Raw genomic sequence first — 23,772 nt, 5'->3', positions numbered from 1 at the left:
CACACCGCTTCCAAGAGCGTCCGTCGCGACAATCGGTAAAGCCGATTGCGCGGCTACGTCCGCGCACCCGGGCATCATCACAGCCTCGATATGGAGAGCGCGCCGTCGCAGGCGATGGCGCTGCCGGTGGCGAAGCCGAAGGAACTGCCGGCGAGCGCCAGCGCCATCTGGGCGACATCGGCGCCCTCCCCCCATCGGCGTGCCGGCACCACACCCTGGTCGATCACGGCCTGGTATTTGTCGGCGACCACGGCGGTCATGTCGGTACGGATCACGCCCGGGCGGATCTCAAACACGGGAATGCTGTCCGGCGCCAGCCTGACGGCGAGGTTCTTCACCCACATGGAGAGCGCCGCCTTGGAGACGCAGTAGTCAGCCCGCTCGGGCGAGGCCATTTCGGCGCTGACCGAGGTGATGAACAGGATGGAGCGGTTGCGCACGGGCTTTTGCGGCGGCGGCAGCTTCAGCATGGTGCGGGCCACCGCCTGACTGAGGAACATCGCGCCGCGCATGTTGACGTTCATCACCCGGTCGAAATCGCCCGGTTCGAGGTCGAGGAGATCCCCGCGGACCGGCGAGCCGATGCCGGCATTGGAGACGAAGCAATCGAGCCGACCATAGCTCGACAGGACCTCGTCGACCAGGCTCTGATGGCTGGCGAGATCCGCGACATCGTTCTGGAAGAAAAGCGCCGCGCCGCCCGCCTGGCCGATCGCCAGTTCGGCATCGTCGATGTCGTCATTGTCGATGATGTCGGTGAAGGCGATGTCGTAGCCGCCTTCGGCGAAGGCCACCGCGATGGCAAGGCCGATGCCGCGCCGGGCACCGGTGACGAGGACGACGGGACGGCTCATCGGTTCAACTCCGTTTCACGAATATGCTTGGCTGTCCGCAGGGACAGGGCAGCCACCGTCAGCGACGGGTTGACGGCGGCCGAGGTTACCAGGGTCGAGGCATCGGCGACGAACAAATTGGGATGGTCGAAAGCCCGGCCGAAGGGGTCGAGCGGCGCCTCGCTGGGATCGGCACCGATGCGGATGGTGCCGCATTGGTGCGACGGCGTCTTGCGGTCGAACAGATGGGTGAGCACGATCGGAAAGCCGGCTTGTTTCAGGGCTTGGCGCATCACGACCTTCAGCCCTTCATGCGCGGTCATGTTGGAGCGGCGCCATTCCAGCACGATCTTCTCGCCGTCCAGCCGGACGCGGCTGGCGGGATCCGGCAGGTCCTCGCTCATGATCAGGAAGTCGATGGTCTTGCGGGACACAGCGTTGAGGAGGAATTCGGGCACCTTGCGCAGGTCCGATTTCAGGATGGTACCGGAGACGCGGCCGAGCAGCTGGACATTGCCGAGCGGCGGGCCGCCCTTGCCGTCGCCGAGATAGAAATCATTGAGCGCGAAGGTCTTCTGGTAGATCGAATCGTTGGTGAAGCGCGGATCGACACCGATCATCGCCGACAGATTGTGGTTCATGAAATGCCGGCCCACTAAACCGGAGCCGTTGGCGAGGCCCCCGGGCGCGGAGGCCAGCAGGATCGCCGCCGAGCGCACCGCCCCGGCCGCCAGCACGACGAGCCGCGGCGTGACGCGCTTGAGCTCACCGCCTTCGAGATACTCAACCGCCTCGATACGCCTGCCGTCCGGAGCCGGGATCAGGCGGCGCACCTCGCAATGGTTCTGCAGGCGTACATTGGCATGTTCGAGAGCCGGCAGCAGCGCGCAGGTCTCCGCATCCATCTTGCCGGTGCGCGCATCGGGAAAGGCATCCCATGGCGTGCGGCCGTGCGAGAGCCAGGTGTCGATATCGACGCCGAGCGGCAGGGAGAACGGCTTCAGCCCGATGCGGGTGAGGCGCTCGCGGACCTCGGCGATCGCCGGTTCGTCGGGGACTGGCGGGAAGACGAAGTCGCCGCTGCGAGGCGGCTCCGTCGGGTCCTCTCCTGCCCTTCCGCGTACCTTGAACAGTCGCTCGGCCTCGTCGTAATGGGGAGCCAGCTCGCCGTAGCGGAACGGCCAGGCCGGCGCATCGCCATCGGCATGGGCGATGCCGTCGAAATCCTCGGCGCGGTAGCGCAGCAATACCGCGCCGTAGAATTTCGAATTGCCGCCATTGCAGTAGTAATTGCCCGGGTTGAACGGATTGCCGTCGCTGTCGTACCAGCTCTCTTCAGGGCGGAAGAAACCCCGCTGGAAGATCGCGCGGGCATCCCGGTTCTCCGGCCGGTCCGGCAATTGCCCGCCCTTGTCGAGGATGAGGATCTCCGCCCCGCTCGGCGCCAGGGCGTGGGCAATGGTCGCCCCGCCCATGCCGGCGCCGATGATGACGATGTCAGGCGAAGGCATGAAGGCTCCCCCATGAAAAGAAAGCGGCGGTGCCCCTCGTAACCGAGATGAGCAGGCGCCGAAATCCTTCCCCGACTTCGGGGAAGGTGTCATTTCGTAGAAATGACGGAAGGGGGAGCGTGGTGGTTACCAAGCCGGCAAGACAACAAGTCTGCGCCACTCGCCCCCACCCGACCCGGCTCCGCCGGGCAGCGCACACAACTTGTGTGCGCGACCTCCCCGAAGTCGGGGAGGGATAGTCGTGCCTCAATTGCCAGGTACGGGACTTATCCATGTGCTAGCCGTCAAGCAGAAGCCGACATCGACTGAACCTACAGCCTCTTCCCGCTCGCCGGATCGAACACCACCGCCTTGTCGAGGTTGAAGGCGAAGGGCAGTTCCTGGCCCGGTGCCACCACGGCATCGGAACGCATGCGCGCCGTGACCTCCTTGCCGCCGAGATGGGTGACGACGAAGGTGTCGGCGCCGGCCGGCTCCACCACGTCGACCACCGCGCTGACCGTCTCGATCGCCTTGGAATTGCGGTCGGCGCCGTCATGGTCGGTGATCGCCTCGGGCCGGATACCGAAGATCAACTCGCGGCCATCCTCCAGCGGCACGTCGGCGATATCCGCGGGCACCGGCAGGCTGACGCCGCCGCCACTCTTGTTGAGGATCTTCAAGACCGTCCTGCCATTCTCGCGCGCCGCCTTGGCCTGGATCAGGTTCATGGCGGGCGAGCCCATGAAATCGGCGACGAAGAGGTTGTTGGGTTTGTTGTAGATCTCGGCCGGCGTGCCGACCTGCTGCAGCTCGCCATCCTTGAGCACGGCGATCTTGGTGGCGAGAGTCATCGCCTCGATCTGGTCATGGGTGACATAGACGATGGTCTTGCCGGTGGTGGCATGCAGGCGCTTGATCTCGACGCGCATGTCGACGCGCAGCTTGGCATCGAGATTGGAGAGCGGCTCGTCGAACAGGAAGAGCTTGGGGTCGCGTACCAAAGCACGGCCCATGGCGACGCGCTGGCGCTGGCCGCCCGAGAGCTGCGAGGGCCTGCGGTCGAGCAGATGGCCGATCTGCAAGGTCTTGGCGACCTGGGCAACCGCCGTGTCACGCTCGGGCTTGGGAACACCGCGCATCTCCATGCCGAAGGCGATGTTCTGCCCCACCGTCATGTTGGGATAGAGCGCATAGCTCTGGAACACCATGGCGATGTCGCGCTTGGAAGGATGCAGGTCGTTGATCTTGTTGCTGTCGACCCGGATCTCGCCCTCGGTGATGTTCTCCAGCCCCGCAATGGTGTTGAGCAGGGTCGACTTGCCGCAGCCGGACGGCCCGACCAGCACGAGGAAGCCGCCCTTGTCGAGGTCGAGATTTATGCCCTTGAGGATTTCGACGGCGCCGTAGCGCTTCTTGAGATTGTTGATTTCGAGAAATGCCATGGGGTCAGCCTTTCACAGCGCCCGCCATCAGGCCACGCACGAAATAGCGGCCGGCGACGATATAGACGAAGAGAGTGGGAAGGGCGGCGATCATCGCTGCCGCCATGTTGACGTTGTACTCGACCGCGCCGGTGGTGGTGTTGACCACGTTGTTGAGCGCCGCCGTCATCGGCATCACGTCGCCGGTGCCGGCGAAGGCGGAGGCGAACAGGAAGTCGTTCCAGATGTTGGTGAACTGATAGATCACCGTGACCACGAAGATCGGGATCGAATTGGGCAGGAGGATGCGCCGGAAAATCTGGAAGAAAGAGGCACCATCGACCATCGCCGCCCGCACGAGTTCGTTGGGGAACGCCTCGTAATAGTTGCGGAAGAACAGCGTGGTGAAGCCGAGGCCATAGACCACATGCACGAAGACGAGGTTGAAGGTCGAGGACCCGAAGCCGACCGATGTGCCTATGGTCGACTGCAGGAAGGAGCCCATGCCGCCGAACTTGCCCAGCACCGTCGCCATCGGCAGCAGCACCGACTGGAACGGGATGAAGCAGGCGAACAGCATCATGGCGAAGACGATCTTATGGCCGGGGAAACGCCACTTCGTCAGCACATAGCCGTTGAGCGCGCCGAGGATGGTTGAGATCGCCACCGCCGGCACCACCATCTTGAGCGAGTTCCAGAAATAGCCCTTGATCCCTGCACAAGTGAGGCCGACGCAGGTCTCGTTCCAGGCCTTCAGCCAGGGCTGCACCGTCGGCGAGCTGGGCAAGGCGAGCATGTTGCCGCCCTGGATCTCGTCCATGGTCTTGAACGAGGTGGTCAGCATCACGAAGAGGGGCACGAGATAGACGAAGGCGAAGATCAGCAGCAGGCCGTAGATCACGACGCGGCTGACCCAATTGGAGCCGACCGGCCCCGCAACGTCCCGGGTGGCGGCGCTCATCACTTCTTCTCCCGCAATTCGGAATAGAGATAGGGCACGATGATGGCGCTGATCGTCATCAGCATGATCACGGCGCTGGCCGAGCCGATCGCCATCTGATTGCGCTTGAAGGTGTATTCATACATGAAGTTGGACGGCAGCCAGGCCGAGCCGCCGGGCCCGCCCGATGTCAGGGCAACCACGAGGTCGTAGGACTTGATCGCCATATGGGCGAGCACGATGAAGGCGGACAGGAAGACCGGCCGCAGGATCGGGATGACGATGCGCCAATAGACCTGGAAGGTCGAGGCACCGTCGATCTGGGCGGCCTTCAGCATCTCGCCGTCGACGCCGCGCAGCCCCGCCAGGAACATCGCCATCACGAAGCCGGAGGCCTGCCAGACGCCGGCGATCACCACCGTGTAGATCACCCGGTCCTTGTTCTTGATCCAGTCGAAATGGAAGCTGGTCCAGCCCAGATTGTGCAGGGTCGCCTCGAGGCCGAGGCCGGGGTCGAGAAACCATTTCCAGGCCACGCCGGTGACGATGAAGGACAGCGCCATCGGGTAGAGATAAATCGGCCGCAGGATGCCCTCGCCCCGGATGCGCTGGTCGAGCAGGATGGCGATGAACAGGCCCAGCACCAGGCAGATGCCGACATAGAGCACGCCGAAGATCGCCATGTTGGTGATCGAGTAGTACCAGCTCGATGGCGGGTCGCTCTCGAAAGTCCAGCCCCACAGGCGCTGATAGGCAAGGCCTCCCGTCAGCTCATAGTTCGGGAAGGTCTTGGAATTGGTGAAGGACAGATAGACCGTCCACAGGATGAAGCCGTAGACGAACACCAGGATCGCGGCGAAACTCGGCGCCAGCACGATCTTGGGCAAGGCATCCTGAAGTTTCTCGCGCAAGCCCGGGCGAGGCGGCGCGCTTGTCGTAGCCAATGTCATGAAGGTTCCCCGCTTATTGTTCTTGTGCCCCAGAGAGCCTATCGACCGGGCGCAAAAACGGCGCCCGGTCGGTTCGCTTCTAGTGGAAACGCTCGCTTCAGCGCTTACTTGGCTTCGTCGATGGCCTTGACCAGCTGGGTGACGGCCTCGTCCGAGGTCTTGATCTGGCCGTTGAAGAACTTGTCCACCACGTCCTTGTAGGCGGTGGCGACGGCCGGCGTGGCGCCATAGCCCTGGGCGAGCGAGCCGAACAGCGTGCCGCCGTCATTGGCCTTCTTCAGATCGGCTATGCCCTTCTTGCCGCAAGCGTCGAAGTCGGTGTCCGGCACGTCGGTGCGCGCGGGAACCGAACCCTTGACCACGTTGAAGGACGACTGGAACGACTTGGACAGCGTTGCCTTAGCGAGCGCGAGCTGGGCTTCCTTGCGATCGTCGGGAACCGCGAACATGCCGAACATGTCGGAGTTGTAGACGACGCTGCCATCCGTGCCCGGGAAGCGCATGCAGATATAGTCGGTGCCCGGGGTCTTGCTGGCGGCCTTGAATTCGCCCTTGGCCCAGTCACCCATCACCTGCACCAGGGCATCGCCCTTGATCACCATGGCGGTGGTCAGGTTCCAGTCACGGCCCGAGAAGTTGGGATCGACATAGGCCTTGAGCTTGGCCAGATTGTCGAAGGCCTTCTTCATGGTGTCCGACTTCAGAGAGGCTTCGTCGAGGTCGTTCATCGCCTTCTTGTAGAATTCGGGGCCGCCCGTCGAGAGCACGACCGAGTCGAACATGGTGGCTTCCTGCCAATCCTGGCCGCCGAGGGCGAGCGGCGTCACGCCGGCAGCCTTGGCCTTATCGAGCAGGGCGATGAAGTCGTCGAAGGTCTTCGGCTCGGTGCCGCCGATCTTGTCCATCACGGCCTTGTTGATCCACAGCCAGTTGACCGAGTGGACGTTGACCGGGACGGCGACCCACTTGCCGTCATAGACGGCGAATTTCTGCAGCGGTGCCGGCACGGCCTTGTCCCAGCCTTCCGACTTGGCAAGCTCGGTCAGGTCGCCCATCTTGCCGGCGGCAGCATAGTCGAGCACGGTATAGCCCAGCATCTGGGACGCCGTCGGATTGTTGCCGGCTGCGACCATGGCCTTCAGCGCGGTCATGGCAGCATCGCCGCCGCCGCCCGCGACCGGGACGTCCTTCCAGGCATAGCCTTCCTTGGCCAGATCCTGCTTGAGGACGTTGAGCGCGGCTGCCTCGCCGCCCGACGTCCACCAGTGCAGCATCTGCACTTCCTTGGTCTGTGCCTGCGCTGCCCCCACGAAGCCGAGGCTGGCGGCGGCGAGCGCCACGCCCGCGATCAATTTGGTACGAACGGTCATCTAATCCTCCCATGACCTTATGATGCCGGATACGTTCCGGCGACGTCTCAATCGCCTACCGTGGCAGCCACCAGGCCGTGCGCGGTCCGCAATGAAGATGCATCGTCTTTTCCTCGGTGTAATCCGCCGCGGCATTGCGGCCGAGTTCCCGTCCGATCCCCGATTGCCGGAAGCCGCCGAAGGGCAGTTCGGCGGCGCCGTCCATGAAGGTGTTGGTCCAAACCGTGCCGACCTTGAGGCGCCTGGAGATGCCGACGGCCTTGTCGAAATCCCGGCTCCAGACACTGGCCGACAAACCGTAATCCACGCCATTGGCGATGGAAACGGCTTCGTCGGCGCTGGCGAAACGCATCACCGTCGCCACCGGCCCGAACACTTCGTCGCGGGCGATCGCCATCGAGGCGCGCGCGCCGGCCACCACCGTCGCCGCCATGAACTGGCCGGCCTCGCTTTCCAGGCGGTTTCCTCCCAGCGCGACCTCGGCTCCTTCCGCCCGGGCGTTGGCGACATGCCCCTCGACCTGAGCCAGATGCTGCGGCGAAATCAGCGCACCGACCAGAGTGGCCGGATCCAGCGGGTCGCCGACCACGACCTGGCGGGAGCGCTTGACGAATTCGGCCTCGAATTCGGCTGCGATGTCCTGATGGACCAGCAGGCGACTGCCGGCATTGCAGCATTCACCGGCGTTGAAATAGGAACCGAACACGGCGGCATCGAGCGCGGCGTCGAGATCGGCGTCCGGGAAGATCAGTTGCGGGTTCTTGCCGCCGAGCTCCATCGACAGCTTCTTCAGCGTGCCCGAGGCTGCCGCCATCGCCGCCTTGCCGACCCGGGTCGAACCGGTGAAGGAGACCATGTCGACCCGGCCATCCGTGGTCATCGGCCCGCCGATCTCGGGGCCGTAGCCGGAAAGGATGTTGATCACGCCTTCCGGCAGGCCGGCCTCCGCCAGCAAATGGCCGAGCAGCAGGGTCGAGCCCGATGTCATCTCGCTCGGCTTGACCACGGCGGTGCAGCCGGCGGCAAGCGCGAAAGGCAGCTTCTGGCTGACGATCAGGAAGGGGAAGTTCCAGGGCGTGATGATGGAGACCACCCCGATCGGCTCGCGCATCACCAGGCCGAGCTTGTTGGCACCGATAGTGTTGTAGCTCTCGCCATGCAGGTCGCGGGCGAGGCCCGCCGCATAGCGCCAGATGTCGACGGCGCCGGCCATCTCGCCGCGGGCCTGGCTGATCGGCTTGCCGGCTTCGAGGCTGTCGAGCGTGGCGAAGATCTCGAGCCTTTCCTCGATCAGGTCGGCGACCTTGTGGAGGAAGCGCGAGCGCTCCGCCCCGGTCAATGAGGGCCATGGCCCGTCATCGAAGGCTTTGCGCGCCGCAGCGAGGGCGCGATCGAGATCGGCGGCACCTGCCTGCGGATAAAGGCCCACCCGCTCGCCATGACCGGGGCTGAGGCGTTCGATGGTCCGCCCCTCGGCGGCAGGCCCGAAGGTTCCGGCGATGAAAAGCTGGTGCTCGCGGGGAGTGCCGGCGAGTGCGGCGGCGAAACGGGCCTTGTCGAGGCGGACGGCGATCGTCACGGTCATTGTCCCTTGAACTGGGGCGTGCGCTTCTCGACGAAGCTGGCGACGCCCTCCTTGAGATCGTCGGTGTAGGAAACCAGCGATCCCGCCAGGATTTCGATGGCGGCGGCAGCATCCTCGCCCTCCGCCGCATTGATCATCTGCTTGGCCACGGCATTGGCGATGGGCCCGCGCCCGGCGATCTTGCGCGCAAGCTCGCGCGCCTGCTCAAGCCCCTGGCCCCTTGGCGCGATCTCATCGATCAGACCGAGCTGCAGCGCCCGCTCGGCCGTGACGATCTCACCGGTCAGGGCGAGGCGGCGCACGGCGGCCGCGCCGAAGCGGGTGACGAGGCGCTGCGTGCCGGACCAGCCCGGCACCATACCGATACCGGTTTCCGGCAGGCCGAACTTGGCCTGTTCCTCGGCGATGCGGATGTCGGCCGTCGCTGCCAATTCGAGGCCTCCACCCAGCGCATGTCCATTGATGGCTGCGATCAGGGGCGCACGCAGCCGCGTCAGGCGGTCGAAGACGCGATGGCCATCGCGCACCCAGCGCTGGCCCATATCGAGGGGCGAGAGCTTGCCCCAGGCGGCAATGTCGCCGCCCGCGCAAAAGCCCTTGCCCTCGCCGGTGAGGATGGCGGCACGGACGGAACCGTGGGCGTCGATCCGCTCGGCCGCGATAGCCAGCCCCGATATCATCGCCTCGTCGAGGGCATTGAGTTTTTCGGGACGCGCCAGCGTGATGATGGCGATACCGTCTTCGATGTCGAGACGGACGGGATCAGACATGGCGGTCCCTCGATAGCATTGCTCCAACACCCCTCATCCCCCTGCCGGGACCTTCTCCCGCAAGGGGAGAAGGGAATTGATTTGGTAGGCGAAGTGCAGACCAGTAACCGCTCGAATACGACAACCTCGCCCAGTCAAACCCCTTCTCCCCTTGCGGGAGAAGGTCCCGGCAGGGGGATGAGGGGTGAAGGCACCGACCCATCACGCCTGTCCTCCCCTCAAATCCAGCCCGATCGCTTCCGGCTGGAACAGAGCCGCATCCATCACCCTGAGATCGTCGGCGACACCAAGCGGGAACTCGGCCTGGGCCAGGATGTCGCGCTGGAGGTCGGCGCCGGGCGCAATTTCCGTGACCACGATGCCCTTGTCAGTCAGCTTGAGCACGCAGCGCTCGGTGACATAGGTGATGTCCTGGCCCTGGGCGACGGCGCGGCGACCGGAGAAGGAGACATGCTCCACCGCCTCGACCAGTTTCCTGACCTTGCCTTCCCTGGCGATGACCAGCGCGCCGTTTTCGACGGCAAGGCCGGCGGCGGCGGTGAAGAAGCCGGAGAAGATGATGCGCCTCGCCCGGGCCGTGATGTCGACGAAGCCACCCGCCCCCGCCGTCACATGCGGGCGCACACCGAGCTTGGAGACGTTGACGCTGCCCTCGCGGTCGATCTGCAGGAAAGAGAGCAGCGAGGCATCGAAGCCGGCGCCCTGGAAATAGGTGAACTGATAGGGCGAAGGCATGATCGCCTCGGCGTTGGAGGCACAGCCGAACTGGAAGTCGAGCAACGGCACGCCGCCGACGGCGCCCTGTTCGATCACCCAGGTCACCTCGCCATGCCGGCCCTCCTCGATCAGGATGCGCGGCACATTGGCCGAAATGCCGAAGCCGATATTGACGGCATCGCCGTAACGCAATTCCTGCGCCACCCGGCGGGCGATCACCTTGGAAACGCCGAATTCGGGGATCTCGAAGCTCGACAGCGGCCGGAAGATCTCGCCCGAGATCGCCGGCTCGTAAGGCGTCTGCGTGGTCTGCATCTGGTCCGGCGCGACCACGATGGCATCCACCAGCACGCCCGGCACCAGCACGTTCTGCGGCTTGAGCGTGCCACTCTCGGCGAGGCGCTTCACCTGGGCGATGACGATGCCGCCATTGTTGCGCACGGCGAGTGCCTGGTCGAGCGGGCCGAGATAGCCGCCCTCATGCTCATAGGAAAGATTGCCGCGCTCGTCGGCCGTGGTGGCGCGGATGATGGCGACATCCGGCACGATCGTCCTGAAATAGAGCCAGTCCTGCCCGTCGAACTCGACCTTGCGCACGATCGGCGCCTCCGCCGCCCGCTGGTTCATGGCACAGCCCTCGCGAGCCGGATCGACGAAGGTGTCCATGCCGATCTTGGTGAGCACGCCGGGGCGCTTGGCCGCCGCCTCGCGATGCATGTCGAACAGGATGCCGGAGGGGATGTTGTAGGCGGGGATCTCATTGCCGGTGATCATCTTCCAGATCGCCGGCGGCTCCGCAGACGAGGGACCGGAAGGATAGGAGCCGCCAAGGATACGGGCGAGCAGGCCTGGCCTGGCGATATGATCGACGCCCTTGATGCCCCACATGTCACCAGCTGCGATGGGGTGCAGGGTGGTGAGGTTGCGCGGGTGCCCGGAGGCGTCGAAGCGGCGGCCGATGGCGGCGAGCGTCGCATCCGGACAACCGAGACCGGAGGAGGAAGAGACGGTCACCACGGCATTGTCGGGGATGAGCGCGGCAGCCTGGTCGGCGGAAAGGACTTTCGGGAAGGCCATCGGATCAGAGCCCCGGCTCGACGGCGACTTCGCGGCCCGTTTTGGCCGATTTCAGCACGGCCAGGGCCAGGGCCATCGAGCGGATGCCATCCTCGCCGGTAGCCGACGGCGTTCCCTTGCCGCGCACGGCGTTCTGGAAATTGGCGACGCTGCGGACATAGAGGTTTTCCGGCTCGAAGGGCAGCTTGTGCTCGCCGGACGCATTGCGCAGCACCACTTCGCCGACAGGCTTTTGCGTCATGCAATCGGTGCCGATCAGGGAGCCTTCGCTGCCGTGCACTTCGAAGCCCGTCTTGGCATAGGCGGTGGTGAAGGCATCGTGGAACTGAGCCAGCAATCCGCTCTCGAAACGCACCACGCCCATGACGCCGTCCTCGATGCCTGTGCCGCCCATGCCACCCTGCTGGGTGAAGGCGGTTGCCGCCACCGGCTCCTCGCCGAGCACGAAACGCAGCGTGTCGGCATCGTGTACGGTGATGTCCATCACCACGCCCGAGCCGGCCTTGGCATCCTTGATGCGCCAGCCCTGCAGATGCGGCGGCAGGTAGACGGCGTGGAAGACCCGGGCGAACAGCGGCTTGCCGATCTTGCCGGAGGCGACGGCATCGCGCATGGCACGGAAGGCGGCGGCATTGCGCAGATGGTGGTTGGTAGCCATGACGACGCCGGCTTCCTTGCAGGCGGCGACCATCCGGTGGGCATCGGCCAGCTTGAGGGCCAACGGCTTTTCGCACAGCACGTGAATGCCGGCCTTGGCAGCTGCCAGGGTCTGCGCCTTATGCTTTTCGTTGGTGGTGGCGATGTAGACCGCATCGATATCCTTGGCGAGCAGGGTCGCAAGGCTGCGGGTCGAATGGGGAATGCCGTTCGCCTCGGCGTAGGCCTTGCCGCGCTCCGCGTCGGAAGACATCACGCTGACGACCTCGCCACCCGTCTCGCGAATGGCCCCGATCATCCATTCCCTGGCGATGGTCGTGGCGCCGACGATCCCCCAGCGCAAGCCTCGTTTTGAAGCTGCCACGCTCTTACCCGACGCTGGCTGGGCCATTATGCCGTCTCCTTCAAGATAGTACGTCCATGAGCGCCGCAGGATTCACGCACCACCAGACGGGTCGTGCCGATGAAGGACATCGCTTCCGGATCGGCGCCGTCGATCAGGCCAAGCAGGCTGCGGGCCGCGCGCGTGCCCATGATCCTGGTATCGGCATTGACGGTGGTGAGGGGCGGGGCGTTGTGCTCGGCCTCGACGATGTCGTCGAAGCCGATCACCGCGAAATCGACGCCGACGCGGATGCCGCGCAGGCCGAGGGCGCGGGTCGCCCCCATCGCCACGATGTCGTTGTAGCAGAAGGCTGCCGTCGGCCTGTGGGGGCTCGCCAAGGCCGCCGCGATGGCTTCGGCACCGCCGGCCCGTGTCGGCATGGCCTCGCAGATCAGTTCGTCGGTGAGCGGCAGCCCAGCTGCGATCAGCGCGTCCCGATAGCCGGAAATGCGCTCCTTCTGGGTGGTCATGCTGCCGAAGCCGCCGAGAAAGGCAATGGAGCGGTGGCCGAGCTTGATGAGATGGCTGACGGCCTCGCGGGCGCCGGCACGGTTGTCGGGGCCAATATAGGGCAGGCTGCTGCCCTCGACCCGGCGCATGGTCAGCACCATCGGCAGGGAACGCGGCAGGGTCTCGGCCAGCGACCAGACATCCGTGCCGCGGGCCGGGCTCATGATGATGCCGGCGACGCCGTGCTCGCGCAGGGATTGCAGCACCCGGGTCTGCCGCTCGACATCCTCGTTGGTGTTGGCCAGGATGGGCACGAAGCCCATATTGTGCAGCCCATCCTCGATGCCGACGGCGAGTTCGGTGAAGAAGGGGTTCATGAGATCCGAGATCACCATGCCCACGAAGCTGGAGCGGGCGGTGCGCAGGCTCGCGGCCGAGCGGTTGTAGACATAACCGAGCTGGTCGATGGCCCTGATAACGCGATCCCGCGTGGCCGACTTGACGAGGGGGGAATCCTTGAGCACCAGCGACACGGTCGATTTCGACACACCGGCGGCTCTGGCAATATCGACGATCGTCGTGGCCCGGCTTACGCCGCGCTTGCCTCCGCTCATCCTCGCGCTCCCTCGGCCGACCTCTTGAACCGGGTCAGTAAGCGATATTTTTGGAACGTTCCTATGAATATGTCAATACCGCTTTCGAGTACCCATGAACTCATTGAAATAAAAGAATAAACATTCCCCCGCGTGAAATATTCTTGACTTTGGAACGTTCTAATCGACATGCTTATCCCCAAGGCGCGACGCCTTGGCCTATTTTCACCGGCATCCTGTGACGATCTTGTCGGGGCGCTGCTTTGCAGCCGATTCCCCCGCAAACGCCGGGCATCGGACGAAAAATGGCACGGGCGTCAAAGAAGCCGGATGGGAGAGGAACGAGGAGAGGCCGATGAGCGCACTGATATTGCCTACTGTCGACGGCAGCCTGGAGGCCTATCACTACGGGCCGTCCTCCCCCTACCCGCTCGTCCATACCGGCAATTTTCCGCGCACCCTCTATGCAGCCGCCCATGTCGTGGCCGATCCCCGCCGCCTCGAGGACCCTTGGCGTCGGCCGGCGGTCGACTGGGAGGCGACCTTGCGTTTCCGCCATCATCTATGGGGGCTGGGTTTCAAGATCGCCGAAGCCATGGACACCTCCCAGCGTGGCCAGGGCCTGGACTGGCCTGCCGCCGCCGAACTGATCGAACGCTCGTTGGCCGAGGCCCGCAGCCGGCCGGGCGCGGACCTCGCCTGCGGCGCCGGCACCGACCAGCTCGCCCTCGAAACCGCCACCACGCTCGACGACGTCATCCGGGCCTATGAGGAACAGATCGCCCATGTCGAGAAGCATGGCGGGCGCATCATCCTGATGGCGAGCCGCGCTCTCTGCCGCCTTGCCAAGGGACCCGACGACTATCTCACCGTCTATGGCCGGCTGATCGAGCAGACCCGCGACAAGGTGATCCTGCATTGGCTCGGCGAAGCCTTCGACCCCGCCCTTGCGGGCTATTGGGGCTCGCAGGCGTTCGAGCCGGCCATGCAGACGGTGCTGGAACTGATCCGCAGCCATGCCGGCAAGATCGACGGCATCAAGATCTCCCTGCTCGACGCACAGAAGGAAGTCACCCTGCGCCGGCTGCTGCCGGAGGGCGTGGCGATGTATACCGGCGACGATTTCAACTATGGCGAACTGATCCAGGGCGATTTGCAGGGCTTCTCGCACGGGCTGCTCGGCATCTTCGACCCGATCGCGCCGGCCGCCGCCGCGGCGATGGACCGGCTCGCCGCCGGCAACGAAGAAGGCTATCGCGTCATCCTCGACCCGACCGTGACCCTGGCCCGCCGCCTGTTCGAGGCGCCGACCCAGTTCTACAAATCCGGCGTGGTGTTCCTGGCCTGGCTCAATGGCTTCCAGTCGCATTTCCGCATGGTCGGAGGCGCCGAGTCCGCCCGCGGCATCGTCCATTACGCCGACCTCTTCCGCCTGGCGGACAAGGCCCAGCTTCTGGTCGACCCCGAAAAGGCCGCCCACCGCATGAAGCTGCTCTGTGCCCTGAACGGTATTGGATAACTCCCCAAGCGCCCGTGACGGACCATTACGGCGCTGCGCCCCGTGCTATGCAAAGGGCGATCGATCGGAGTTGTCATCACCATGGTCATGGACATCCTGGCACGGGCGCGGAACCTTTTGCTGTCGCCGTCAGCCGAATGGCGAATTATCGCCGCCGAGGCGACCAGCGTCGAACGCATCTATCGGGACTATGTCCTCCATCTCGCCGCGATCGGTCCGATTGCCGGCTTCATCGGCACCTCGCTGATCGGCATCGACGGCGCCCGCATCGGCTTGGTCAGCGGCCTTGTTCTGGCCGTCCTGCGTTACGTGATCACCCTCGCCATGCTCCATGTCATGGCAATCGTGATCGATCGGCTGGCTCCCCATTTCGGCGGCAGGTCCGACTTCCTCAGCGCCTTCAAGCTTGCCGCCTACAGCATGACGGCGGCCTGGCTCGCCAACATCTTCACGATCGTTCCGGCCCTGGGACTGCTCGCCATCGTCGGCCTCTACAGCGTCTATCTCCTGTTCGTCGGCGCTCCCGCGCTGATGCGGATTCCCGCCATGAAGACGCCGATCTATACGATCGCCGTGGTGCTGATCGGGCTACTTCTCAACTTTCTGGTGGGTTCTGTGTTGGCGGCATTGCTCGTGCCGCCCTTTTTCCCGGGCTGAGGGATTTGGCTCGACAGGAACCGGTAAGCGGGATAGAAAGAGCTTAATTTAGAACTATTCTAATCTAGGTTCACCATGAAACGTTTTTCCGATCTGAACGAGGCCGAGATCCTGGCGCTCGCCATCTCCAACGAGGAGGAGGATGCGCGCATCTATCTGCAATTCGCCAATCGCCTGCGCGCCGATTTTCCCGGTTCCGCCAAGATCTTCGAAGCGATGGCCGAAGAAGAGCGCGGCCATCGCCACCGCTTGCTGGAGACTTATACCGCCAAGTTCGGCGATACCCTGCCCTATATCACCCGACAGGACGTCAGCGGCTTCCTCAAGCGCAACCCAATCTGGCTGCTCGACAATCTGCGCATCGACGCGGTGCGCGAGCAGGCCGAGACCATGGAGCTGGAAGCCGCCAGCTTCTATGCCAAGGCGGCGGAACGGGCCCATGACGTCGAAATCCGCACCCTGCTGGCCGATCTCGCCGAAGAGGAAAAGCGCCACGAAAGCCTGGCCGAGACGCTGGAATCCAAGCTGCCGGCCGACCAAAAGCGCAGCGAGGACGAGACCTCCCGGCGCCTTTTCGTGCTGCAGATCGTGCAGCCCGCCCTGGCCGGGCTGATCGACGGCTCGGTCTCCACCCTCGCCCCGATCTTCGCCGCCGCCTTCGCCACCATGAACTCCTGGGACGCCTTCCTGGTCGGCCTCGCCGCCTCGATCGGCGCCGGCATCAGCATGGGTTTGACCGAAGCCCTGTCGGACGATGGCGAGATCACCGGGCGCGGCCACCCCTGGGTACGCGGTGCGGCCTGCGGCGTGATGACCACGGTGGGCGGCCTCGGCCATACCCTGCCCTATCTCATCCCCGATTTCTGGGTGGCAACCGGCGTCGCCGGCTGCGTGGTCGTCTTGGAACTCATCGCCATCGCCTGGATCCGCACCCGCTTCATGGCCACGCCCTTTACCTCGGCGATCGTGCAGGTCGTCCTCGGTGGCATCCTGGTGCTGCTCACCGGCATCCTGATCGGCAGCCAGTGAGGGGCGCGCTTAGAAACAAGTGTGCTGTCATCCCCGGCGAGGCCGTAGGCCGAGGCAAGGGGATCCAGGAGCCGATAGGGGCAATTTGTGGCCCCTGGATTCCAGTCACAAGCGCAGCTTGTGACGATACCCTCGCCCTCTCTCGCTTCACTCGCGAGCGGCTCCGCCGGGGATGACAGTGCGATCCGAGCAATTATTTTTCCGCGAGTCTCAAGCGCCCCCGCAGATACCCTCACCCCTGTTTCCACATCCAGCGCAGATAGAGATAGAGCAGGAGGCCGCTGACGAATGGGCCGATCCCCGGGATGAGCAGGGGGAAGATCAGGATCGCGGCGATCACGAGCAGGCGCTTGGGCGTAAAGCGCAGCTTCCTGCCGGCCCGTGGGCCTGAAGCCCCCTGTGCCTGTCCCGTCGCCTGGCTTGCCGGCGACGGCGAAGTTTCGGAGGTGGCGCGGCGCAAGGCACTTTGTGCCACGGCCTGCCGAGCGGCCTCCGCCTTCCGCTGCGCCTGTTCGGCCTTTTTGGCCTCTCCGCGCGCGAGAGCCGCCAGCACGGGATCGAGAGCCGGCGCCGGCCTTTCCGCCGGCAGCCAATGATTGCCCGCAGGCGCCCGCCCGGCCGCAGCGGCGGCGCGGAAAGCCGCCGCACCGCCTGGCTGCTTCGACCTCTCAGCTGGCGCGGCATGCGCCGCAGCAAGACGGCGGGCACGTTCCAGCAAACCGGCTCCCTGTTGCGGATCCACCATGGCCGCGAACTGGCCAAAGCCGAGCAAGGAGCGCACCACGTCCTTGCCCGGGCCGAAATGGCGGCCAGCCGGCCCGTGTCGTTCCACCTGCTGCAGCACCGCGCGATAGCGACGCAGGAGGGAACGGGGCACGGCGACCCGTTCATTGACCGTGAGGCCCGTGACCTCCTGATGCCCCGAGCGGCGCATGACGCGGGTCTTGTCGGGATGAATGATGAAACCCTCACCGACGACGATCCCCTGCACCGCCTTCAGCAAGGTCCCGATCTTCCTCGCCGCTTCACCGGACGCCGAGAAAGTGAGGTCGTCGGCATAACGGCTATAGGTATAGCCGAGTGTCCGGGCGAGCCCCTCCAGCCGCCGGTCGAGCCGCCGGCAGACGAGATTGGTAATGGCGGGGCTGGTCGGCGCGCCCTGCGGCAGCAGCCTGGGCCCGTCAGCGACGAAATGGCGTTCGCCGTCCAGTTCCACCTCGTCGACCTTGGGCTCGGTGCAGAGCAAGGCGAGCGGAATCGCGGCCGCCTCGCTATAGCCCAGCGCCTCGAACAGTCCTTTCACGCGCCCATAGGTCAGGCTCGGGAAGAAATCCTTGAGGTCGAGATTGACGACCACGTCCTTGCCGACATGATTGCGCGCATTGGTCAGGATCGAGCGCCCGGGCACGAAGCCATGCGCCGCCTCATGCAGGCCGGCCTTGGCGAGGATGTTGTCGAGCACCCAGTATTGCGCCCGCTTCAAGCGTGGCATCGGCGCCGAGATCAGGCGCTCTCCACCCGTTTTCTTGGGAATGCGGAAGCGCTGATAATGGCTGACGCTCGATACGGCGCGGTTGAAGGTGAGAAAGCGCAATTCGCCGAGAGAAATGCCGATCCGGTCGGCCAGCACCTTGGCATCGGCGATTTCAGGCAGGCCGGGCAATCGAGGCTTCTCGGCTTTCGTGGCGCCCAGCCCGGCGGACACACCCTCCCCCAGATAAAGCACCTCGCGCTGGCGCCTGACGTGCCAGGCCTCGGCCCGGTCCTGGCGCGCCTGGGCATGGCGCCGCCTGGTCTCGGTCCTCCGCGCCAGGGCCTCGGCCTTGCGCCGCTTGTGCATCTCCTTGATCGCCCGCTCCGGATCGCTCCACAGGGCATTCTGGCGCTGAAGCTCACCGAGCTCGCGCATGGCCTCGCCGCGCTCGCGGATCGCCTCGGCCGCAGGGCTCGGTGCGGCCGCACCATCCGGCCAGAAGCCGAGCCGGATCATCTCTTCGAGGATGACCTCGTCCTTGGAGGATTCACGGATGCGGTCATAGAGTTCCTGCCGGGTCAGGGTTCCCGGTGCGACACTCTGGTTCATGCCGCCTCCCGCCATTGGGGACGAAGGAAGGCATCGCCATGGGGAACCGGAAGGGGCGCAGGCCGGGTTGCCTTCGTCTCGTCCAAGGACTGGATCAATCCACTCGAAGCGGGGACGCCTACCGGTGCGCTATTGGGTTCAAGGAACCCAATCTGCAATAGCGCACCGGTAGGCAGTCCCCGCCCAGTGAAGATTGGGCCAGTGATGCGTGCACGGTCATGTTGCAAGGACGGCGATACGCCGCCCGGGTTGCAAGGTCCTGACCGGCCCGCGCCCTTCCGATAAGTGAGGTAAGCGCATCCGCTCACCGATTTCAAGCCAAGGTGCTGTTCCCGGCGGAACACAGGTGAGAAAGTCCCAACATGCCGGCACACCGGCCCTGGCGACGCCTCGGTAAACAAGGGAAGCCTCATGCCGCATCTCCCTTGTCCTGCGCCACGCCCTCGACCTCGGCATGGAAGATGCGCCTGAGCGCCAGCATGTGCTCGCAGGGTCCGCGCATCATCTTGTTGTGTCCGTAGAAGTGACAGCTGCAGCGCGCCTCGACCAAGCGGTCGTCCGCATCGATGGTGAGCGCGACGCTTTCCTTGCGGGCATTGTCGAGCACCGTGCCGGTGACGATGCGCCGGCCCTGATTGCGGTCGACGCCGGCGATGGTGACGAGGTTGGCCTCGACCAGGCGGTCAGCGCTGGCCTCCTGCTCGCTGGCGAAACGCAGCTGCGACAGCGCCAGGGGCTCGCGCGTGAGCTCGCGCCGGCGATAGATGCCCTTGTCGAGGTCGAACATCACCCGCCCTGCCTGGGTATAGGCGGTGAGAGCGGCCTGCACCATGCTTTCCTCCAGGCCGAGATCCCGGGCGAGGTCCCGCGCCGGTGCGGCATGCCGGTCCCCGAGTGCGGCGAATACGCGCTGGGCCGTATCGGCATCCACCTTGTGACGGGGAGCCAGCAGGTCGAACTGGCCGGCCGAGGACCAGTCATTGGCCGTCCAGCCGGAAAGGCCGAGTGTGAAGCGGATGCCGCCGAAATCGACCACGAAGAAGGCAGGAAGCCCCGTGCCGGTGAGATGCACGCGCACGCTGCGGGCAAGCGGCAGCGCCCTTTCCAGGATGGCAAGACGGCGCCGGCCCCAGATCCGGATCTCGCCCCCTTCCCGCCCCCGATAGATCGAGCGCCGGAAGGTGAGGCGTTCGCCCCAGGGCTCGACCACGACCTCGACCGGCGCGTCGGGCTTGAGCAGGAAACGCAGCGAGCGCGGACCGACACGCTCCTTCCTGCGGGCAAGGGTGCCCAGGATATTGGCGAGATCCATCGGATGGAGGTCGAAGACATGAGCCGGCAGGGTCATGGCACTCGAGACCTGCAGGAAGCCGCGCACCCAGCTGTCGGGCAGATCAATCTTTTCTTCGCGAAAGGCGTTGTCGTCGGCGGTCTGCACTTCGAAGCCGGATGGGTCGATGCTCAGCGTGGTGTCGCGATAGGTACGGATCTTCTGGAATTCGTCATAGAGCGCATGGCTGTAGTCGATATTGGTGGTGCCGAACGCCATCTCGCCGAGCTGCTCGAACACGTCATGATCGCAGGACAGGCGCCCATAGCTCGATTCGTCCAGGCTGAAGCACTCGAAGAAGATCTCGTCCGGATGCACGGTGATGACCGGATCGAGCACGATCCAGGCATCGCGATTTTGCTTGTAGAGATAGTTGAAATAGGCCTGCCGCGCCGTGAAGAACGGTTTCATCAGGCGCTGGCTCTCGTCATCGAGCGAGCGTATGCGCTGGCGCAGCGTCTCGATGCGCGGTTTGAGTTCCTCGCGGCGGGCGGCCGCCTCGGCCAGCAACGCTGCCTCGTTCTGCTTCAGCCATTCGAAATAGGCGGTACGATCGCGCGGCTTGAACCGGAGATCCGAGACCACGACATGGTGCAGCGCGGAGATCGCCTCGCGAAAGGCCAGGTGCCGCACAACCTTGCCACTGAAGAAGGCCGGCTGGCGCAGCGTATCGGGCGCGAAGCCGAAAGTGGACGCCGCCGCATCCGCGCTCGCGCGGCTTTCGCCGAGAAAACGATAGACGAAATTCATGCCGCACTCTCCTGCGAGGCGGTACGCATCGCCTGGCGGGCCGGTGCCACCCGGACGGGCAAGGCGATTTCCGGCCACCGGCGAGCGATGTCGGTGAGGATGGCCAGTGCCGGCGCCCGGTCCTTGGCAACGGAGCTGAGAGTTACATCATGCAGGAGGCGCCAGATCGCCTGCGCCCTGTCCTGGCTGCCGAGCGCCTCGCGCCGGAGCGCGGCGAACACGCGGTCCTTGGCGATCCGGCCACGATTGACCTGCATCAGGATGATGCGGGCCTGCGTCAGGAAAGTCGCGAACATTGTCGGATCCGCAAGGCTCTGTCCGGTGATCAGTTCGGTGACGAAGAGATGGAAGCTGCCGGAGGGGTGTTCGAGCACACGCGCGAGCACCATGCCGGCATCGCCCGAATCCAGGCTTCGGCGCAGCAATTGGCGCGCACTCTCCTGCACGGCCGGTGAGGTGGAGTCGGCCATCACCGCCAGCGCTGCGGCCGGCAAGGCTCCATCCGGCCAGTTCAGCAATTGCCGCGTTGCGGGTACGCGAATGTCTTCCCACTCGCTTTCGACCAGCAGCACCGCATCTTCAGGGGCGGCCAGGAAGCGGGCCTGGTCAGCCTCGAAGGCGTTCAGAGCAAAGGCCCGTACCGCCGCGAAGGGATGATTGCCGAGCCGGGCCAGCTGCTTGATGGAAAAGCGCGAAGCGTCGGTTTGCCCGAGCGCCCGAGCACCAAGCAGCCGCGCACCTTTTGCTCGCGCCTGCAACAGGCGCCAGAGCGTCGACATGTCCAAGCCGGCGAGAAAACCGGGCAGGCTCGCGGCAAAAAGCTCGACCATGTCAGCCGCATGCCCGTCGGAGGGTTCGGCACGGAACAGACCATCGATCAGCCGGTCCCTGAGGGCTTCGGCAAAGCCGGGATCATGCGCAGCAAGCCGGGTTATCAGCGGGCGGGCCGCGGCGCGCAGATCCGCATGGGCGCCGGTGGCGGCCGCCAGGATGGTCTGGCCCTGCGCTGCGAGCTCGGTGTCGTCGAGCCGCGCGAGCAGGCGCATCGAGGCGGACCGCACCGGCAGTGATTCGGCTGTGAGGACCGCCTCCCAGAAGGGACGCGGCAGCTCGCCGGGACGAATCGGCGTGACGGCGAGCAGCTCGATCGCGGCCCCCTGCACCACGCTCGCCCTGTGGCCTGTCAGGGCCTCGATGGCGGCCGGAGGCAGCGGGCAGTCATGCGCCGGCCAAAGAGTAGGCAGCAGGGACAGGGCAAAGCGCAGGCTTGCCAGGTGCCGCTCGTCCGGTTCGGCCGGCAGGCCCCCGAGCCAGGCTGCGAAATCCTCGGTCAGGCGGACCCGCTGCTGCCGGCTCGGCGGGCGCTGTTCCAGCCAATCGCGGGTCTCCTGCTGCATGCGTGCCTGCGGGGTGAGCAGGGCAGCCAATGCCAAAGCCGGTTCGGACCAGGGCCATTCGGGACGCCCGCCGATCGCCCGGATCGCCAACATGTGGGCTTCGGTGACGTCGGCCTGCATCAGGGCCGCGATCAGGGTGGCATCAGCCTTGCCCTCGTCGATCAGGCGGCGGGCAAGCGATACCGCCAGGCCAAGCACTTCGGCATAGGGCGAGGTCAACAGATCCGGGATCGCGGCAGCATCCATCGCCACCGGTCGTGCAGGCCCCTCCCGCAGGGCCTGCACGGCAAAGAGCGCCGCGGCCTGGTAGCGTGCCCCTGCGGCTACCCGCAGCAGGCGTTGCGGCTGGGCGTCCCACAAGGCCGGAAACGCCTCCCCGCGCCCATCCGCGCCCGCTTCGTCGGCAACCGAGAAACTCAACCTGTTCGGACGGAAGCGCACACCGGGCTGGTTGCGATGAAGCAGCTGGCCAAGACTCCAGATCCGCCGCAGCGCGGGATGGTAGAGCGTGCGCCGCTGATATCGCCCATCGACCTGCACGAAATATTGCTGCTCATAGGCCTTCTCGCCATCGGCGTCGCCGAAGGCCAGCAACAGGTCGCACGCCATCGCCGTGAAGGCATCCTGACCGAGTTCGCCGCGCTTGCGCAGGCTGCGCCAGGCCCGGCGTTTGAAGTAAAGCAGCGTCTGCTCCGACAGTGCGACGCGCGGCGTGACGCTGGCCTGCTCCTCGCTGAGCTTCACGGGCTTGCGCTGGCCCGGGAGCCAGACCTGGCCGCGATAGGCGTAGCGATACATCGGCGTGGCCAACTCGAACTGGCGGGCCGTTGCCGCAAAGAGCGGACCATCATCGGTGAGATCGGCATATTTGAACAAGCGCCGCAGCACCTGCACGAAGGGAGGCCGGGCGGAAACGACGGCGAGCCCCGCCAGCAGGGCCTTGCGGGCCGTGCCGTCGACAAGCGCGCGATGGGCAAGGGCAATCAGGAACTGGTTGGCGAAGCCAGGCTGCTGCGTCGCAGCGGCAAGCAGCACCTCGACCAGGGCAGGACCGTTGGCAGCAGCGATCGCCGCCTCGATGGCCGCCGCCTGCGCGCATTGTCGGCCCTGGGCAGTACGAGGCGTGGCGGCTGACGGGCCGGGCCGAGGAGATCGCTGGCAAGGGCATAGGCGGCATAGTCTCGCGTCACCGCGCTGACATTGGTCTCGGCGATGCCGGCCAGGAGCCCGGCCGCATCGGCGCCGCCGCAACGCGCCAAGGCATGCACCAGGCTGTAGCTCGCCTGGCTCGGGCCGAGCTTTTCGGCAATGGCGGCGAGCTGCGGCCAAGCGGCCTTCAGGCGGATGACGCCGAGGCGCCAGAACAGGCGATCACGTTCCTTGGCGGGCCAGGGCGAGCGGAGGCAGGAGGCAAGCTGGTTGAGCAACTCGCCATCGCGCCCGCCAACGGGAACCTCGCCCGCCGTTTGGGAGGCCGTAATGGCTGGAACGTCCTCGCCCATGCGGCGATAGCCGTCATTCACCTTTGAAATGACGACACTGTCATAAAGCTTTTCTGCCGACGCCAATACAACCGGAGAAGGTGTCTTCGTACCATCCCGCAGCGTCTTTCCACGCCTGCCATATCGAAAATTGACGAGATAGCGCTCTTCAACTTGTGCGTGTTCGAGATCGACGAGATCCACCTCGTAGATCTTGTCTGATGTCCCCTCCTTCATCCATAGGCGGACAGAACGGACGAGTTTCATTACCACCCCATGGATGCA

18 protein-coding genes are annotated in these 23,772 nt (G+C 65.3%); 3 read left to right on the top strand and 15 right to left on the bottom strand.

Annotated features, from left to right (window positions below; genetic code table 11):
* Positions 1–77 precede the first annotated feature (77 nt).
* The 11 genes from ACTJKX_RS01110 to ACTJKX_RS01060 all read right to left on the bottom strand — a co-directional run bounded on the left by ACTJKX_RS01110 (position 78) and on the right by ACTJKX_RS01060 (position 13,262).
* Positions 78–854 carry a 3-ketoacyl-ACP reductase gene (locus ACTJKX_RS01110; protein ID WP_440724104.1) on the bottom strand — a complete coding sequence of 259 codons (777 nt, stop codon included), beginning with the start codon at positions 852–854 and terminating at the stop codon, positions 78–80.
* Entirely contained in the window at positions 851–2,344 is a 1,494-nt protein-coding gene (locus ACTJKX_RS01105; RefSeq protein ID WP_440724103.1) for an FAD-dependent oxidoreductase, read from the bottom strand. The genes ACTJKX_RS01110 and ACTJKX_RS01105 overlap by 4 nt, the downstream gene beginning before the upstream one ends.
* Positions 2,345–2,655: 311 nt before the next feature.
* Positions 2,656–3,768, bottom strand: a complete 1,113-nt coding sequence (locus ACTJKX_RS01100; protein ID WP_440724102.1) for an ABC transporter ATP-binding protein — start codon at positions 3,766–3,768, stop codon at positions 2,656–2,658.
* Positions 3,769–3,772: 4 nt separating this feature from the next.
* Entirely contained in the window at positions 3,773–4,708 is a 936-nt protein-coding gene (locus tag ACTJKX_RS01095) for a carbohydrate ABC transporter permease (RefSeq protein ID WP_440724101.1), read from the bottom strand.
* Positions 4,708–5,637 carry a carbohydrate ABC transporter permease gene (locus tag ACTJKX_RS01090; protein ID WP_311933708.1) on the bottom strand — a complete coding sequence of 310 codons (930 nt, stop codon included), beginning with the start codon at positions 5,635–5,637 and terminating at the stop codon, positions 4,708–4,710. The genes ACTJKX_RS01095 and ACTJKX_RS01090 overlap by 1 nt, the downstream gene beginning before the upstream one ends.
* Before the next feature lie 104 nt (positions 5,638–5,741).
* Positions 5,742–7,007: an ABC transporter substrate-binding protein gene (locus ACTJKX_RS01085; RefSeq protein WP_311933710.1), complete on the bottom strand. Its 1,266-nt coding sequence runs from the start codon at positions 7,005–7,007 to the stop codon at positions 5,742–5,744.
* Positions 7,008–7,062: 55 nt separating this feature from the next.
* Entirely contained in the window at positions 7,063–8,586 is a 1,524-nt protein-coding gene (locus ACTJKX_RS01080) for an aldehyde dehydrogenase family protein (RefSeq protein ID WP_440724100.1), read from the bottom strand.
* A gap of 2 nt (positions 8,587–8,588) precedes the next feature.
* Positions 8,589–9,362: an enoyl-CoA hydratase/isomerase family protein gene (locus tag ACTJKX_RS01075; protein ID WP_440724099.1), complete on the bottom strand. Its 774-nt coding sequence runs from the start codon at positions 9,360–9,362 to the stop codon at positions 8,589–8,591.
* A gap of 201 nt (positions 9,363–9,563) precedes the next feature.
* Positions 9,564–11,156 (bottom strand): acyl CoA:acetate/3-ketoacid CoA transferase, encoded by a 1,593-nt coding sequence (locus ACTJKX_RS01070; protein ID WP_440724098.1) that lies wholly within the window; start codon positions 11,154–11,156, stop codon positions 9,564–9,566.
* 4 nt (positions 11,157–11,160) lie between these two features.
* Positions 11,161–12,204 carry a Gfo/Idh/MocA family protein gene (locus ACTJKX_RS01065; protein ID WP_440724097.1) on the bottom strand — a complete coding sequence of 348 codons (1,044 nt, stop codon included), beginning with the start codon at positions 12,202–12,204 and terminating at the stop codon, positions 11,161–11,163.
* The gene (locus tag ACTJKX_RS01060) at positions 12,204–13,262 is read right to left on the bottom strand and encodes a LacI family DNA-binding transcriptional regulator (protein WP_440724096.1); all 1,059 of its coding nucleotides are present in this window, start codon (positions 13,260–13,262) and stop codon (positions 12,204–12,206) included. Before ACTJKX_RS01060 ends, ACTJKX_RS01065 begins: the two co-directional genes overlap by 1 nt.
* Before the next feature lie 334 nt (positions 13,263–13,596).
* On the opposite strand from ACTJKX_RS01060, the gene ACTJKX_RS01055 reads away from it, so the two are divergent.
* The 3 genes from ACTJKX_RS01055 (at position 13,597) to mbfA (ending at position 16,446) form a co-directional block, all read left to right on the top strand.
* Positions 13,597–14,760 carry a dihydrodipicolinate synthase family protein gene (locus tag ACTJKX_RS01055; protein WP_440724095.1) on the top strand — a complete coding sequence of 388 codons (1,164 nt, stop codon included), beginning with the start codon at positions 13,597–13,599 and terminating at the stop codon, positions 14,758–14,760.
* 81 nt (positions 14,761–14,841) lie between these two features.
* On the top strand, positions 14,842–15,417 hold the full coding sequence (locus ACTJKX_RS01050; protein WP_440724094.1) for a Yip1 family protein: 576 nt from the start codon (positions 14,842–14,844) through the stop codon (positions 15,415–15,417).
* Positions 15,418–15,492: 75 nt separating this feature from the next.
* Positions 15,493–16,446 (top strand): iron exporter MbfA, encoded by a 954-nt coding sequence (gene mbfA / locus ACTJKX_RS01045; protein ID WP_440724093.1) that lies wholly within the window; start codon positions 15,493–15,495, stop codon positions 16,444–16,446.
* A gap of 232 nt (positions 16,447–16,678) precedes the next feature.
* Here mbfA and ACTJKX_RS01040 read toward each other — a convergent pair whose 3' ends face one another.
* The 4 genes from ACTJKX_RS01040 to ACTJKX_RS01025 form a co-directional block, all read right to left on the bottom strand.
* Positions 16,679–18,529 carry a reverse transcriptase family protein gene (locus ACTJKX_RS01040; protein WP_440724092.1) on the bottom strand — a complete coding sequence of 617 codons (1,851 nt, stop codon included), beginning with the start codon at positions 18,527–18,529 and terminating at the stop codon, positions 16,679–16,681.
* Between the two features lie 409 nt (positions 18,530–18,938).
* The gene (locus ACTJKX_RS01035; protein ID WP_440724091.1) at positions 18,939–20,609 is read right to left on the bottom strand and encodes an SWIM zinc finger family protein; all 1,671 of its coding nucleotides are present in this window, start codon (positions 20,607–20,609) and stop codon (positions 18,939–18,941) included.
* Positions 20,606–23,041 (bottom strand): hypothetical protein, encoded by a 2,436-nt coding sequence (locus ACTJKX_RS01030; protein ID WP_440724090.1) that lies wholly within the window; start codon positions 23,039–23,041, stop codon positions 20,606–20,608. Before ACTJKX_RS01030 ends, ACTJKX_RS01035 begins: the two co-directional genes overlap by 4 nt.
* A complete protein-coding gene (locus ACTJKX_RS01025; protein WP_440724089.1) occupies positions 22,990–23,754 on the bottom strand; it encodes a hypothetical protein in 765 nt (254 codons plus the stop codon). Before ACTJKX_RS01025 ends, ACTJKX_RS01030 begins: the two co-directional genes overlap by 52 nt.
* Positions 23,755–23,772 lie beyond the last annotated feature (18 nt).

Source organism: Labrys sp. 22185 (assembly GCF_052045555.1).
GTDB lineage: Bacteria > Pseudomonadota > Alphaproteobacteria > Rhizobiales > Labraceae > Labrys > Labrys neptuniae.
This window is presented reverse-complemented; position numbering and strand designations above follow the sequence as displayed.

Excerpts from the sequence above, each read along its gene's own strand:
- ACTJKX_RS01100 (WP_440724102.1), bottom strand. The coding sequence starts at position 3,768 with ATGGCATTTCTCGAAATCAACAATCTCAAGAAGCGCTACGGCGCCGTC.
- ACTJKX_RS01025 (WP_440724089.1), bottom strand. The coding sequence starts at position 23,754 with ATGAAACTCGTCCGTTCTGTCCGCCTATGGATGAAGGAGGGGACATCA.
- ACTJKX_RS01060 (WP_440724096.1), bottom strand. The coding sequence starts at position 13,262 with ATGAGCGGAGGCAAGCGCGGCGTAAGCCGGGCCACGACGATCGTCGAT.
- ACTJKX_RS01095 (WP_440724101.1), bottom strand. The coding sequence starts at position 4,708 with ATGAGCGCCGCCACCCGGGACGTTGCGGGGCCGGTCGGCTCCAATTGG.
- ACTJKX_RS01085 (WP_311933710.1), bottom strand. The coding sequence starts at position 7,007 with ATGACCGTTCGTACCAAATTGATCGCGGGCGTGGCGCTCGCCGCCGCC.
- ACTJKX_RS01055 (WP_440724095.1), top strand. The coding sequence starts at position 13,597 with ATGAGCGCACTGATATTGCCTACTGTCGACGGCAGCCTGGAGGCCTAT.
- ACTJKX_RS01070 (WP_440724098.1), bottom strand. The coding sequence starts at position 11,156 with ATGGCCTTCCCGAAAGTCCTTTCCGCCGACCAGGCTGCCGCGCTCATC.
- ACTJKX_RS01090 (WP_311933708.1), bottom strand. The coding sequence starts at position 5,637 with ATGACATTGGCTACGACAAGCGCGCCGCCTCGCCCGGGCTTGCGCGAG.
- ACTJKX_RS01050 (WP_440724094.1), top strand. The coding sequence starts at position 14,842 with ATGGTCATGGACATCCTGGCACGGGCGCGGAACCTTTTGCTGTCGCCG.
- ACTJKX_RS01040 (WP_440724092.1), bottom strand. The coding sequence starts at position 18,529 with ATGAACCAGAGTGTCGCACCGGGAACCCTGACCCGGCAGGAACTCTAT.
- ACTJKX_RS01110 (WP_440724104.1), bottom strand. The coding sequence starts at position 854 with ATGAGCCGTCCCGTCGTCCTCGTCACCGGTGCCCGGCGCGGCATCGGC.
- ACTJKX_RS01075 (WP_440724099.1), bottom strand. The coding sequence starts at position 9,362 with ATGTCTGATCCCGTCCGTCTCGACATCGAAGACGGTATCGCCATCATC.
- ACTJKX_RS01105 (WP_440724103.1), bottom strand. The coding sequence starts at position 2,344 with ATGCCTTCGCCTGACATCGTCATCATCGGCGCCGGCATGGGCGGGGCG.
- ACTJKX_RS01065 (WP_440724097.1), bottom strand. The coding sequence starts at position 12,204 with ATGGCCCAGCCAGCGTCGGGTAAGAGCGTGGCAGCTTCAAAACGAGGC.
- mbfA (WP_440724093.1), top strand. The coding sequence starts at position 15,493 with ATGAAACGTTTTTCCGATCTGAACGAGGCCGAGATCCTGGCGCTCGCC.
- ACTJKX_RS01035 (WP_440724091.1), bottom strand. The coding sequence starts at position 20,609 with ATGAATTTCGTCTATCGTTTTCTCGGCGAAAGCCGCGCGAGCGCGGAT.